This is a genomic window from Pseudoxanthomonas sp., from assembly GCF_035999195.1.
Taxonomy (GTDB): domain Bacteria; phylum Pseudomonadota; class Gammaproteobacteria; order Xanthomonadales; family Xanthomonadaceae; genus Pseudoxanthomonas_A.
This window is the reverse complement of sequence record NZ_DASYGY010000009.1, coordinates 236,225-249,632: the sequence shown is the minus strand read 5'-3', so window position 1 is coordinate 249,632 and position 13,408 is coordinate 236,225. Positions and strand designations below refer to the sequence as shown.

Annotated in this window: 13 protein-coding genes and 1 pseudogene; 8 read left to right on the top strand and 6 right to left on the bottom strand. The window is 60.8% G+C overall.

Annotation, left to right across the window (positions count from 1 at the left end):
* Positions 1 to 99: 99 nt before the first annotated feature.
* From VGN58_RS18345 to VGN58_RS08405, 3 genes and pseudogenes are all read left to right on the top strand, one after another.
* Positions 100 to 405, top strand: a pseudogene (locus tag VGN58_RS18345) (VC1465 family Xer recombination activation factor); the annotation flags it as partial.
* Between the two features lie 199 nt (positions 406 to 604).
* Positions 605 to 898 carry an SEC-C metal-binding domain-containing protein gene (locus VGN58_RS08410; protein WP_327482807.1) on the top strand — a complete coding sequence of 98 codons (294 nt, stop codon included), beginning with the start codon at positions 605 to 607 and terminating at the stop codon, positions 896 to 898.
* Between the two features lie 202 nt (positions 899 to 1,100).
* Positions 1,101 to 1,367: a hypothetical protein gene (locus VGN58_RS08405; RefSeq protein ID WP_327482806.1), complete on the top strand. Its 267-nt coding sequence runs from the start codon at positions 1,101 to 1,103 to the stop codon at positions 1,365 to 1,367.
* A gap of 684 nt (positions 1,368 to 2,051) precedes the next feature.
* Here the strand turns inward: VGN58_RS08405 and VGN58_RS08400 are convergent.
* From VGN58_RS08400 to VGN58_RS08375, 6 genes are all read right to left on the bottom strand, one after another.
* Positions 2,052 to 2,756 carry an SseB family protein gene (locus VGN58_RS08400; protein WP_327482805.1) on the bottom strand — a complete coding sequence of 235 codons (705 nt, stop codon included), beginning with the start codon at positions 2,754 to 2,756 and terminating at the stop codon, positions 2,052 to 2,054.
* A gap of 53 nt (positions 2,757 to 2,809) precedes the next feature.
* Positions 2,810 to 3,082, bottom strand: a complete 273-nt coding sequence (locus VGN58_RS08395; protein ID WP_187572641.1) for a BPSL0761 family protein — start codon at positions 3,080 to 3,082, stop codon at positions 2,810 to 2,812.
* A 159-nt stretch (positions 3,083 to 3,241) separates the two neighbouring features.
* The gene (locus VGN58_RS08390) at positions 3,242 to 3,664 is read right to left on the bottom strand and encodes a hypothetical protein (protein WP_327482804.1); all 423 of its coding nucleotides are present in this window, start codon (positions 3,662 to 3,664) and stop codon (positions 3,242 to 3,244) included.
* 88 nt (positions 3,665 to 3,752) lie between these two features.
* Positions 3,753 to 4,190, bottom strand: coding sequence for a hypothetical protein (locus VGN58_RS08385; protein ID WP_327482803.1), 438 nt, complete (start codon positions 4,188 to 4,190; stop codon positions 3,753 to 3,755).
* 121 nt (positions 4,191 to 4,311) lie between these two features.
* Positions 4,312 to 4,788: an RES family NAD+ phosphorylase gene (locus VGN58_RS08380; RefSeq protein ID WP_056878718.1), complete on the bottom strand. Its 477-nt coding sequence runs from the start codon at positions 4,786 to 4,788 to the stop codon at positions 4,312 to 4,314.
* Entirely contained in the window at positions 4,785 to 5,351 is a 567-nt protein-coding gene (locus tag VGN58_RS08375; RefSeq protein WP_081420128.1) for an antitoxin Xre/MbcA/ParS toxin-binding domain-containing protein, read from the bottom strand. The genes VGN58_RS08380 and VGN58_RS08375 overlap by 4 nt, the downstream gene beginning before the upstream one ends.
* A 171-nt stretch (positions 5,352 to 5,522) precedes the next feature.
* On the opposite strand from VGN58_RS08375, the gene VGN58_RS08370 reads away from it, so the two are divergent.
* From VGN58_RS08370 to VGN58_RS08350, 5 genes are all read left to right on the top strand, one after another.
* Entirely contained in the window at positions 5,523 to 8,057 is a 2,535-nt protein-coding gene (locus VGN58_RS08370; RefSeq protein WP_327482802.1) for a TerB N-terminal domain-containing protein, read from the top strand.
* Positions 8,054 to 9,406 (top strand): ATP-binding protein, encoded by a 1,353-nt coding sequence (locus VGN58_RS08365; RefSeq protein ID WP_327482801.1) that lies wholly within the window; start codon positions 8,054 to 8,056, stop codon positions 9,404 to 9,406. The genes VGN58_RS08370 and VGN58_RS08365 overlap by 4 nt, the downstream gene beginning before the upstream one ends.
* Position 9,407: 1 nt before the next feature.
* Positions 9,408 to 11,735 carry a DEAD/DEAH box helicase gene (locus VGN58_RS08360; RefSeq protein ID WP_327482800.1) on the top strand — a complete coding sequence of 776 codons (2,328 nt, stop codon included), beginning with the start codon at positions 9,408 to 9,410 and terminating at the stop codon, positions 11,733 to 11,735.
* Positions 11,736 to 12,001: 266 nt separating this feature from the next.
* Positions 12,002 to 13,114, top strand: a complete 1,113-nt coding sequence (locus VGN58_RS08355; protein ID WP_327482799.1) for a hypothetical protein — start codon at positions 12,002 to 12,004, stop codon at positions 13,112 to 13,114.
* On the top strand, positions 13,095 to 13,355 hold the full coding sequence (locus VGN58_RS08350; RefSeq protein WP_327482798.1) for a hypothetical protein: 261 nt from the start codon (positions 13,095 to 13,097) through the stop codon (positions 13,353 to 13,355). The genes VGN58_RS08355 and VGN58_RS08350 overlap by 20 nt, the downstream gene beginning before the upstream one ends.
* The last annotated feature ends 53 nt before the right edge of the window (positions 13,356 to 13,408 follow it).

Below are 13,408 nucleotides of genomic sequence, written 5' to 3'. Positions count from 1 at the left end.
TAGGTCGGACGCCGGCATCCGCACAGGGAACCGTCGTGGCCTGCCTAGACAACTTTACATAATAGGCAGTCATCGCGAAGGAACCGGCCACGCCGGCGTCTGATTTCTCGCGAGCAGTTCCGCGATGCCCGTGTCTTCTCCGGGCTCGATCGGGAGGCCGCAGCCGGTCTCCTCGGCGTCAGTGTTCGTACCGTTGGTCACTGGGAGACGGGGAGGGCAGCGCCTTCCTACGCCGCCTTCCGTCTTCTCCGCATCCTCCGGCATGGCGAGCTACCTGACCCTGCCTGGTCGGCCTACAGGCTCGTCAGGGGCCGTCTGGTGACGCCTGAGGGCCACACGTTTGACCCCTCGGAAATGGCCTGGCAATCCCTGTTGGTCAGGCAGGCCAAGCAGTTCCGGACCGTCTATGCGGAGCTGCAAAGCATGCGCGGACGCGACGGCGGCGAAGCCGCCGCGCGGCTTGGGCTTGTCTATTCTATCGATAAGAGACAAACGTCTATTGTCACCCCTTTGACAGCAGGCATTTCCCGTGTTTTAGTGGGGCCAATCGGGGGCCAAGAGTGGCCCCACAATTCAGGGGGTCCCAATGGCGATACCTCCCAAGGTGAAGCGCAACCTTCGGATGAAGGAAGAGCTGTGGGAGCGGGTCGATGCGTTGGCCGACAAGGAAGAGCTGTCGAGCAATGCGGTCCTGGTGCAGGCGGTCGAGAATTGGCTGACGTATCGGGAGCGGCATTACGCGGAGAAGGGCAAGAAAGCTCGCCGGAGCGCGTCACGCGTCATCATCGAGCAGGCCGGCGTTCCCGTAGCGGTGTATCACCAGCCTTCCGCTGGCGTGTACGCGCCGTGTCCTTGCGGGAGCGGGCAAAAGTGGAAGTTCTGCCACGGGCAGAATTAGCTGATATGTTTCCTCGGCGGGAGTTGACCAGTACGGCGATCACGGGGCATGTCGATAGCTCCGCCGCTGTTGGCAACAGCAGTGGAATAGGGCGTGTACAGACTGGCTCTGACGCTCCTCCCGCCACCTTCTACCAGGCTGAAACAGCCGGCACCTGCAGGCGAAACGGCCGTCTCGATCGCGTCAACAAAGGGGGTGCACGGTGAAGCTCACCCAGTGGCCCCCAGGGCTCTTCTACGCAGGTCATAGCGGCGCCCGGTTCTCCGCGTCGGACCTTCCCAAGCTGCGTGCGCTGCGCGATGCGTACCGCCAGCTGATCGCCTCTGCACGTGCGCTCCAGGCCAGCGAACGAGATCCCGTCGCGCTGCTTGCGGGCGTCTCTGTGATCTCAGATCTGGAAGCTAAGTACACCGCCTGCGGCCAGGCGTTGGACATCATCGAGCGCACGCCCGCGCGGTGGCGTCCATGATCGTCGGTTGCAGGATAGGCACACGGTACCGTGGTGTTTACATAACCCGGACCGGGGGTGTCGGGGGCGTGCCCCTGACGCCTATCGCACATGGATGTGCGGCTGTTGCGTTAGCGGTTGGACCCGCGAAGGGAGCGGGTCAGAGCTGGGCGGCAACCCAGCCTGCTGACCCGCTTTATCTGGCCCATGAGAGCAAGAATTGCCGGACGGCTTTTAGCCAAGCCAAACCCGGCCCCGTCAAAGCCGCGTAGGAGGCGGCCCACCAATGAAAGCACATAGTGCCTCTGGACATAATAGGCATTATGCGAAATTAGATGCCGCCCGCAGGACTCAGTCCTTTCGGTTCTGCCTGTACCAGGCCACCGCTGTTCATCGCAGACATTCTGGGATCGCCGACGCAAAGATTCTGTCCTTCGACGCGGACAATTCTGCTTGGTCGGAAACCAATGCAAACAATTTCGGATGATCTCGCTACCAACGCAGAAAAAAGCGGTCAACTCGACGCAGTAGAACGTTTCTTCAGCCGCCTTACCCATTGCAACAGTTCCTCGTGCGGGATCGTCCGCCCAGCGTCGACGTCGGCCAAGCCCTCGCGGGTCCGACGCTCCTTCTCTGCCGCGGACAGCTCCGGCAGCAAAGCCAATAGTTCTTCTTCTCGTGTCATCTACGTTGAGAAACAGGTGCTTAGGTCGGACTGTACCTGGAGAAGATGGGACGGATCTTGGGATCAGCCAGGTGTTCGGGCAATGGTTGGCGGGCATCGTGGACCGCCAAGTCGACCACGACGTCCAGTTCTGCGCCTCGGGACTGAATAGCCGTACTCACCAATCGGGCTGCCCGTTCGGCAAAGGCTAGGTCGGCCACCAGCCAGATGAGTAGTCCTGGCTGATCTTCTGTGGGCGATGTAAAGGCATCCAGGAGATAGGCCGCCGTTACAAAGCTGGCGTCCTGGAGGCACTCGCTAATGAGTTGACCAAGCCACGCCGGCGCACTTTGGGCCGGACGGACGTGCACCTGGGCGTGAGGCGTCTTATCTATCCGAGCCACGAAGCCAGTGTCCAAAAGGGAGGCGATCTCCTCCGGATATAAGACCGCCCCTCCATCGTTGGGGTTCATCATCAGGGTCGCCCCCTTGGTGCCGGCCAAAAGGTCGCGCCCTCTCACCTGCACAATCTTCACCGCCGATGAGGACGCGAACCGGGCCTTTTCCCAACCGGTAAAGAACGGGATGGCATCGAAGCCGTCGGGATGGCGGAATTGCACTAGGCGGGTCCTGCCTGAGTCGTCAGAGACGGGCACATGCACGTAGACCAGAGCGTCCAGCAACCGCCGAAAGAAGGCCGGTTCCTCGGCTGGATTGGTGCGTGACCGTTCCAGCCAAGCTTCCAACTCCCGTTCTGCCCGGCTCCCTCTGCCTGCACGCTGACGTGTCCGGGTCACGGTCAGAGCCTGTGCGGGCCTTGGGGATAGCCACGAAACCAGTCCGGATCGATCTTGCTGGTCAGATACGGCGTGCGAAAGAATGATTCGGTGCGCTGCCAGAGCTCTTCTTCGTGCTGGGCAATGGCCTCAATGTCGCTCAGTGTCGGGTAATGCCGCAGCAGCCGGTACGCTTCCTCTCGCACCTGCTTAGGTACGGCCTTGCTGGCGGCCAGCTCTTTCAGAAACGCGCCGGCTTGCAGTACGTTCCGGGTTCGCTCTTCAGGCATGGTCATGTACGGGACCAAGAAGACTAAGGAAAACTTAGTTTACCGCGGCCGGCGGTACAGGGAGCTTAAGGAGTAACGACCTTGCAAACGGAACTAAAGTCCAATATAATCAATAACTTACTTCGCATAACATTCCTTATGTTAGGCGCGGCCCGTTCCGGCCCGCTAAGTGATAACGCACGCCTCTTCGAACGCCGATGCTCGCAGCCTGCCCAACACCCATGGCACCCGCGAGGCCAATTCGGGGGGCGTCACTCCCCCCAGTGCTTCTACGTAACTGGCCGGTGTCAACGCCAAGCGCATCAATCGTGGTTCCAGATGGCCCAACAATGCCCGCAAACGTTCGGCTCGCTCATCGGTCGTCTTGCCGGAAATCACGTACTCACGTTGGATCAATTGCGCAACAGCATGCACCTGCACCAACGCATGATCACAAGCATCAATGATGCGTCCAGCAAGCGGTCCTTGCATCGTCGAGAATCCGCGGGCAGCGTGCTCATTGATGAGCTTTTGGATAGCTAGCTGAAGATCTTGCTCGCAACGTGCAAGTTGCGAGTCCAACTGAGAGGCTACGATCCTGTCTAACATGTCGGTATTCCTGGCATTCGAAGAATCTTGCGAGGTGTCCGTCGCAGATGCTGAGACCTGGCCGATCGATCGCTCACGTCTCAGAGACTCATGGGTTGGACCGTTTGCGATCTAGCCTCGTCCTCCACTCCGTTGGGGCGCACTGGCTGCAGATGTCGTATGCGTTGTGGCCATGATAGACATTGAAAAGCTTATCAAGCATAGCTCTCGTCTCTTCTTGATGGGACTCGATACCGAACACTGCGAAAGCCGATCCGAAATCCTTCAGAAAGAGCATCAGGCTCGGGAAATCGGGGATAAAAACTTCGTAGACGCTGCTACCGTCATGACTGACGCTGGCATAGAAGCGCTCGCCATCGGTCGAGTTGTGGATCTCAATAGAGGCGCCGTGTTCATGTCCGAACCGGTGCATGATCTGAGAGTATCCAATGCGCGCTATGTACGCTGAAAAGTCTTCGTTCTCATCCCAGTCGGGCGCAGTACTACCCTTAGTCCAGGTTCCCATCGAGTAAGTATGGCGAGACATTGATTCTCCGTTAGTTGCCTGGCTTAGGATGATTGCACTATGCAATCACACACAATAAGTTCTGTGCCTGCGAAGTGCTTCAGGGGGTTCGGAGGGAGCCTGCCAGTCGATGCATGGGCGCCTACTTGTGACGAAACAATAAATTGTACTGATAACGACGAGTCACTTTGGTGGTGATCCTTGCAGCGTCAGCATGCTGGGCATTGATCAAGACGATTCGCTCCTCGGGAACAATCACGGACGGCAGCTCGATAATTGCGCTCGATGCACCCACGTACCATCCTGACCCAGCCTCGATAGACGCCAAACCATGAGGAATGGCGTCCCATCCTCCACCCAGATCCGCTGGATCAACGATCGTGCGGCCTAGCCATAGGTCATCCGGGACGTCGATTTCGATCACATACTTATTCAGCGGAAGCCCGCCGTCGTCTATGTGTGCAGCCGTTTCCAGCACCGCCATCGCCAATGTCTGCGCAGCGTAGATCACTTTCTCGCCAGGCCGATTCCAGCGCCCCGGAGCCGCTGCAGCACCGGCTCCCGTCATGTCGTCCGGCTTCCATGTAGGGCCAGAGGAGCCGATCCGGAACAGCTTCATTGATAGGCGCCGCTTTGGATTGCCCCCAGCACACGCATGACGGAGGCGCGACCAGTGGGGGTGTCCATCACTTCGGCAGGCGCCAGTCCCCCCAAAGCCGGTTGAGGACGTTCGATCCACTCCCCTACCCATCTTTCGACATCGAAGTTCTTGGCATCAGGATTATCAGGATCGGCAGCAAGCATGTCCTCGACTTGATTTATCAAGTCGAGGATTCCGACAACAGATTGACCTTGCGTGCCCGAAAAGAGCAGCTTGTCTCTCATGCGTAGGGTAAAAGTGGCTTTGGGAATGCCTGCATAGCGCTGAAAGTTGTTGGTGCTAACCCCAATGACGGTGATCAGGTCGCTGACAACTTCCGAGGGGACGCCCTCTCGCTCTAGCTTGATTCGCTCGGCAAGCGTTGCTCGGCGCAAGTAGTTTCGGAAACCCGCCGCCTTTACCGGAATTTTTTTTTGCTTGATGGCTGAATCGACGGCACCTTGCTCTTTGAGCTTGCCAATGACTCCGCGGCTCACTTTACGAGTTGCAAGGGATGGCGACTTGCCCTGTGCATTGCTCATGGCATCTCCTTCTGGCTAAAATTAGCCGATCTTTGGAGCAATTGTATCACGAGCGTTCCAGTCAAGCCTTAATGCCCGCTCGGCTTGGAGGGGGCGATCCAGCCCGATACACGACGGGGTGTAGAGTGTGAAGAGGGGCAATGTTCTGCAAACGGATGGCGGGGGCTGACAGTGGCGCGACGCAAGGGGCATGGGGGCGGGATTGGGGCGTTACTGCTTGGTGCCCTAGTGGTCATTCTGCTGATCCCAAAAGAAGTCTGGATCGCGCTGTTCTGGTTCGCCGTAGTTGCCCTACTTGGCTGGGTCGGCTGGCGCCTCTACCGCCACTGGCGAATAGCCCAACAGGCCTTTGAGTTGCCCCCTCCACCAGAAGAAGGGGGAAAAACCCTAGCGGAAATCCTTGACCAGTCCCCGCCAAAGCGCGCAGCCTCACGGTCGAGTACCCACTTGCCCGTATCCCCTCAGCCTCACGTTCCGGCCCCTCCCCCGCCCCCATCCGCTGTGGAGGCGGCGCCACCCCCGGTGAAGGAAGCGCCTGTCCCCGGTGCCGCCGTGCCGCCTAGCCGGCCGGCGCCCGCGCTGGAGCCGGTCGCCGTCCGCACCACCTCCCCGCTACGCGCCGTTGCGGATCTGGCGAGCCCCCTTCGGCAACCCGCACCGCCACGCTGGATACCCTTCGGTGAGTCGGTGACCATCCGAGGTCAATCGATCTCCGGTGGCGGCTTCTATCTCGGTACGCCCCGCGGCTACCAAGACAGTCGGCTGCCCACCATCGATCCCACTCTGCCCTTCTCTGGCCTGGCCGATTGGCGCGGGGAAGGACTGGGATACTGGCCGCGGTATGCCGGACTGAGTGATCGTGAACGCGGCACGCTGCTCGCTTTTCTGAACTCCGAGCGTCGTGCCGCCACGGTCGGTATTGGCTACGTGTTTTTGTACTTCTATGGTCTGGAGCACCGATTGCTGCGTGGTCTAGCGGGTGGAGCTAATGCCCAAGCCGAGGGCCAGCAGATCCTGGAGGAAGTGCAGCGACTTCAGCAGCACTATGGCCACCACGGCTCGTTCCGCCGCTACAGCCAAGAACTGCTGGCGGTGGGTCGCTTCAAGCTGGGATTGGTTAACGCAAACATCGATGAGGGCGATGACTGGACGCTCGAGCAGCATGTGCGCGCAGCGCAGGCAGTGGTGCGTCATCAGCCACTGCCATCGGGACTTGCTTTCGCATGGGCCCAGGCGCTGACGGATGAGGCGCGCTCCACTACGTGGGATGTTGTGCGGCCAGAGATGAAAACACGCTTCGCCCAGCTTTATTCGCAGCGTTTCGGCGAGGGCTTGGTCATCAAGCCAGGGCGCTCCAGATTGGCATTGAACTACCGTTGGGCAGGTCCTGGCGAAGGCATTGAGACAATCCAGACCGAGCTGCCAGATATCACCCGCAGCCAAGCGCCCGTGCGACCCGTGATCACGCTGGTCCAACAGGCGATGGGCGAGTTGGAAGCGTTGCGACGAGTGCGACGCAGCAAGAACGGCACGCCCATGGCCGAGCTCGCGGCGATGCCCGAACCCTTGCGCGGCAACCAGGTCCCGCCGACGTTCCGCGCCTTGGTGTCGGACCTGGACGCGGCGTTGGCCCAGCAAGCCGTGGCCGTGATGGCGACCTCGCGCCTGACCCAGGGATGCGGGATGGGCTCACCCGAACGGCTGGGCAAGCGCGAGGCGACCTCGCTGATTCAAGCGTTGGAAGCCTTGGGGTTTGCGATCGAGCCTGATGTCCGCTTCCATGGCCCTTCGCCCACACCTGATGGCCACGTGATCGTGTTCCGATTGCCTAACCAGGCAGCGCGCACGCCCAGCGCTGCGTATGCGGCCGCCTTGTTGATGCTGCAGGCCGCGCTTGCCGTGGCCGGCCAAGGCAGTGAGATCAACCAGTCCGAGCTGGATGTAGCTGTCGCCGCGATCGAGCGGCAGTTTGCGTTGCCCGAGAGTGAGCGGCGACGCATCGAGGCACACCTAAGGTGGCTGCAGCTCAATCCGGTCACCTTGGCGCGTCTGGAGAACCGTGTGCGTCTTCTGCCAGCCAGCGAGCGCAAGGCTTTCGCAGGCGTGTTGCTGGAGATCGCCGCGGCTGATGGCCACGTCAGCCCGGCCGAAATACGGGTGATCGAGCGGTTCTACCGCGCTCTGGAACTGGATCCGGCCCGAGTACCGGCCGACCTCCACCACGCCAGTGTCGGCGGACGTCCCAAGACTGCCGCAGGCGGTGGACTCAACGCCGATGTGATTGCCCAGAAGCTTGCCGAAACCCGCCGAGTGCAATCGGTGCTAGCGCAGATCTTCGATGACGCCGAGACAGCCGCCACGGCCGAGATAAGCTCCCCTACTCCCTCAGTCACTCCAGCGAGTGTGTCCGCGACACCAGTAGCAGAAGCTCCAAGTGACTCAATACCTGGGCTGGATGCTGAGCATATGGCCTTGCTGGAGCGCGTACTGGGGGTGGCCGGCGACCAATGGTCTCGTGCCGACTTCGAAGCCGCCTGCGATGCATTGGGCTTGCTGCCCGACGGTGCGCTCGAAATGCTCAATGAAGCGGCGTTCTCCCTCGCCGGCGAACCGCTGCTGGAAGGAGAAGACCCGCTGTTCGTGAACGATTACGTGCGCGATCAGCTCGCGCAAACCCTGTCCGACCATAAGAAGCTACGCCCATGACAAGCGCTGTTCGAATTCCGCCTCGTGATCGCGATGCCGTGCTCCAAGCCCTGCGGGCCGGCGTGGTGCCGCGTCGTGGTCTGCAGTACATCCAGGTGGGTCGCGCCCGTGAAGTCGAGGCCCTGATCAAGGATATTGATCGCATCAATCAGGCCGGTAGCGCGATTCGCTTTGTGATCGGCGACTTTGGCGCGGGCAAGACCTTCTTCCTGAGCCTGGTGCGCGCGGTGGCGCTGGAGAAGGGTCTGGTCACGATGGCCGCCGACCTCAATCCGGATCGTCGCTTGTATGGCAGCGGTGGCCAGGCGCGCTCGTTGTACAGCGAGCTGACCCGCAACATCGCCACGCGGACCAAGCCCGAAGGCGGCGCGATGGCGAGCGTCGTGGAGCGGTTCATCACCACAGCCTTGCAACAGGCCAAGAGCACGGGCGAAGCGGTGGAGTCGATCATTCAGCAGCGGCTTCAGTCGCTGACCGAGTTGGTGGGTGGCTACGACTTCGCTCAAGTCATCGAGTGTTACTGGCGTGGCCACGACCAGGGCAACGAGCAACTCAAGGCCGATGCGGTGCGCTGGCTGCGCGGTGAGTTCACCACCAAGACCGATGCGCGCCAAGCGCTGGGGGTACGCACCATCATCGAAGATGACCAGGTCTATGATGGGATCAAGCTACTGGCGCGGTTCATCCGCTTGGCTGGATATGGCGGCCTATTGGTATGTCTGGACGAACTGGTGAACCTGTACAAGCTGCCGCACGCCACGGCACGCAATACCAACTACGAGCAGATCCTGCGCATCCTCAACGATACCTTGCAGGGCAGCAGCGAAGGCGTGGGCTTTGTGTTTGGTGGCACACCAGAAACGCTGATGGATGCCCGTCGCGGCTTGTACAGTTACCAGGCACTTCAATCACGTCTATCCGAGAATGCGTTTGCCGCCCAGCAAGGGCTGCAGGATTTCGGCGGTCCGGTAATCCGGCTGGCCAACCTCACCCCGGAAGATCTGTACGTCCTGCTCACCAAGCTGCGACACCTGCATGCCAGCGGCGATGCAGCCCAGTACGCGCTGCCCGATGAGGCCCTGCCCGCCTTCCTGAGCCACTGCAATCAGCGTATCGGCGCGGCGTACTTCCAGACGCCGCGCAATACCGTCAGGGCCTTTCTCGATTTGCTCAGTGTCCTGGAGCAGCATGCGGACCTGGATTGGAACCATCTAATCGAAGAGCTGGATGTCAGTCAGGAGCTCAATACCGATCGCGACATCGAAGAGGACGGTACGGCTCCTGCTCCGGCTGCAGTGCAGGCGGGAGCGGCCGATCCGGACGATGAGCTCTCATCGTTCCGGCTCTGAGATGGCCATCGACCCGTTCGAGCAGCTGCATCCAGGGATCCAACGCTGGGTATGGCAACAAGGATGGCCGGCCCTGCGCCAGATCCAGGCGCAGGCCATTCCGCTCGTGCTGGGGAGACAGAGTGATGTGGTGATCTCGGCGCCAACCGCCGGGGGCAAGACCGAAGCCGCTTTTCTGCCGATCATGAGTGATCTGGCGCAGTTCGAAGGCCCAGGACTGCGCTGTCTGTGCGTGTCGCCGCTGCGCGCCCTGATCAACGATCAGACCCGTCGCCTCACCTCGATGGCCGAGGCGGTGGATCTGCGTGTGCAGCCTTGGCACGGCGATGTGTCAGCTGGACGCGCGAGCTTCTGGAAGCGACCGGCCAATATCCTGATCACCACGCCGGAAAGCTTGGAGGCTCTGCTGATGCGTCGTGGCGCGCAATTCGGCGGCTTGCTGGGCGAGCTTCGCTATCTGGTTGTCGACGAGTTGCACGCGTTCTTCGGCAGCGAACGCGGGGCCCAACTGCGCTCGCTGCTCCAGCGCGTGGAACGCCTAGTGCCCCATCCCCTGCCCCGTATTGCCTTGTCGGCCACCTTGGGAGAGCCGGCACGCGCCGGCAACTTCTTGCGTTCGCGGGGAGGATTTCCATGCCAGGTGCTGACTACGGCCTCCGACGGCGGTGAGCTGCGCTTGCAGGTGCGCGCCATCCAGCAGCGACGAGAGTATGACGGAGGCCCAATGCCCACCATGGAGGCCGCTGGGGATGCGGTAGAGAAGCTGCTGGCCCAGATCGCACGCCAGCCGATGGATGAGCCGGTGCAGCTGCCGGCCTCGCCTGAGACCTTTGAGGAACTGGAGGATAACGAGCAAGCACCAGCCGATCGCTACACGACCGCGCTGGACGAGATTGCGGACCACCTTTTCGAACGCCTGCGGGGCGAGAGCCATTTGGTGTTCGCCAATGCGCGTGCGCAGGTGGAGATCGTGGCCGACCAGCTGCGTGAGCGCGCTGAAGGTCGTGCGCTACCCAATGAGTTCTTCCCGCATCACGGCGCGTTATCACGCGAACTGCGTTTGAGTGTGGAGGAACGGTTGCGGGAAGGTAAGCTGCCCACCACGGCCGTGTGCACGTCCACGCTGGAGATGGGCGTGGACCTGGGCGATGTCGTATCGGTGGCCCAGATCGGCCCGGCACCTTCGGTGGCGGCTCTGAAACAGCGCATTGGACGCTCCGGACGCCGCCCGGGTCAGCCGCAGATCCTGCGCCAGTATGTCGTCCTGCCAGCCCTGACCTCACGCAGTCATTCCGTGGACTGGCTGCGCTTGAGCCTGCTGCAAGCTATCGCGGCGATCGAGCTGATGCTGGCTGGGCGCTTCGAGCCTCCTATGCAGGAGGACCTCCATCTATCGACCCTGGTCCAACAGATCCTGTCATACATCGCGCAAAGCGGCGGCGGCTGTACGGCGGCCGAGCTGTACCGGGAACTGTGTCAGCGCGGCGCATTCTCCAACATCGATCAAGCCATGTTCGCCGAGGTGTTGAGATCGTTGGGGAGCGCGCAGCTCATTGAGCAGGTCAATGATGGCAGCCTGCTGCCGGGCGCGGTCGGTGAGCGGATCATGGAGCACTTCAGCTTCTACGCCACTTTCTTCACCCCCGAGGAGTACCAGCTGCTGTGCAATGGCAAGCGATTGGGCACGGTGCCGGTCATTGAGCCGCTCGTGCCGGGGCGTTTGATGCTGTTTGCCGGTCGGCGCTGGCGCATCCTGGAGGTTGATACCGAGGCTCGCGTTGTCCTGCTGGCGCCCTCCAAGGGGGGTAAACCTCCCAGCTTTGGTGGCGGTCCGCTGGGCGTACACCGCATCGTGCATCAGCGCATGCGACAGCTCCTTGAGGAGTCCTCCATACCGGTCTATCTGGACCCGCTGGCTCAGCAGGGATTGATGGACGCTCGCGAAGCCTACAACTTGTTCGGATTTGGCCAGAGTCCTCTGACAGCCTCTGGGGATGCCGTCTATCTTGCCCATTGGGCTGGACACCGGGTTGGCCTGGCCATCGCATTGTGGTTGCAGTGGCTGGAGGTGGAGGCCGTCAACGCTGGGCCGTTCGTAGAGTTGATTGGGCTTGCCGAAGAAGCTGTGCCTCAGCTGATCGAGTTGGCCCTGCAGCGGATACCCGCAGATGCGACGATCTTGGCGGCGCGCAAGGAAGGTTTGGAGCGGAACAAGTTCGACCAATTTCTGCAGCCTGAGCTACTGGTTCGTGGCTATGCGGCGGCCGAACTGGACCTAGACGGTGCGATCGCTGTGATGAAGCAGTGGCACGAGGCACTGACTAAATGATCGCCGTACTCCGGATGCACGTCTGGGGTCCGAAGGTTCCCTTGATAACACAAGCCGTCTTGGAGTCGTACAAGCTTGGGATTCTCGGGTGTCTAGGCATTCTCTGAATGTCAGTAGATATCAGTGCGTTCCTAGATCAGTGAGCAATCGGGCACCCTTTTACGCTAGATCCGTTGCAGCCGCGGCAGTGTGACGCGTGCTACCTACGCACCATCGCGCCCTGCCGCGGTGGGCGATTCCACCGCTGCGGAAGCCCCAGGTGAGCCATGGATTCTTCTCAGGTACTTGCTCGTGACAGGTGGGTTATAGGCGTGGTGGAGCAAACCTCGCTGATCAAACTGGTTTTGTGGACGCATACCCTGCAGCATGATCCCGGCCGGTTGGATCTTTTGCTGCCGATGCAGGTTCACCTGGTCGCCCGCATTCGGCGTAATGAGGCTCGTCTGAGTCGGCTGAAAGCGTGTCGAGCTGATTTGGTCAGGGCGTTGAAGACGGGGCGCCCGGCCAAAGAGCACGCCAATGCGCTGCGTGGCGACCTGAATCAGGTCGAAGGCGCGATAGGCCAAGCGCAGAGGCGACTGCGGATGTGGCGCAACTTTGGAGATGCCATCGCTCATATCTATCAGAACAAGTACTCACTCAAACATCTTTGCCTGGATGCCGAAACCAATCACCTGAAGCCGTCAGCGGGTAGTCTGTCCGGGAAGACTGGATTCGCCAATGAATGGGCTTTGCTTAAGAAGGCACTGGAGCACGGCGTGCCCGCCGTCCTATGCGACTTGACGAATGTCTTGCGATTCGGCGATCTGTGCTTGTTGGCAGGGCAGGAGCCGTTCGTGATGGAGTGCAAGAGCAGCGCTCGTTTCAATAGTCGGGGTAAACGTCAGGCCATCCAGCAGAAGAAACTGATGGACTTCCTAGCCAACGATGGAGCAGTCGAGTATGCCGGGATGCCTAACGTTACCCGGCGAGCACTAGCGACGCAGGAAGTGACGTACAGCGCGCAACTTGATGCATGCATCACTGCCTTCGGCAAGGACGCCCGTGCGCCTGTCAGCCCAGAACCTGGGCTGACCTACACCCTCCTGCATGCTGACATCACCCGACACGAGCTGCAGGCACTTGTTAACGAACCGCCATTAAGCACGCTCTCATGGCTTGTTGACGGTACCGACGAGCACTGGTGCCTGTTCTATCCATTCCTGCTGTCGCTGTCGCCCGCCAACGCATTGACCTTCTTATCTGGAAGTTTGTTGCTGCTGGTCCAGATCAACCTGGACGCTTTGTGCTTGCTTCGCGACCCATGGGGTGACAGCGAAGCCACTTCTGGATGGGGAACACGCTTTGGAACTGACGCGAGTGGGCAAGCCTCCCAGTGAAGGCATCTTCTGGCTGTCTGAGCGTCTGCTTGCTCGCATCGTGTTCGAGCAACAGTCCTTGACCTGGTTTGCGGCCGAACATGCCCGTTGTCTGACCGAGCCGTTCTCGGCCCCGCCGGGTGGCTGGAGGGAGGCGGAACCGCCGGTTCTCATTCGCGCCAAGTTGGATCGCGCCTTGGCTGACGAACTGCCGCCAGCAGCAGTGGGATCATCTGGTCCCGAGATCGAACAGCAGGATTGATCAGTGATCTGGTGAGGACTTGCTCTGCAATTCTGAAAGGAATGAGCCCAATG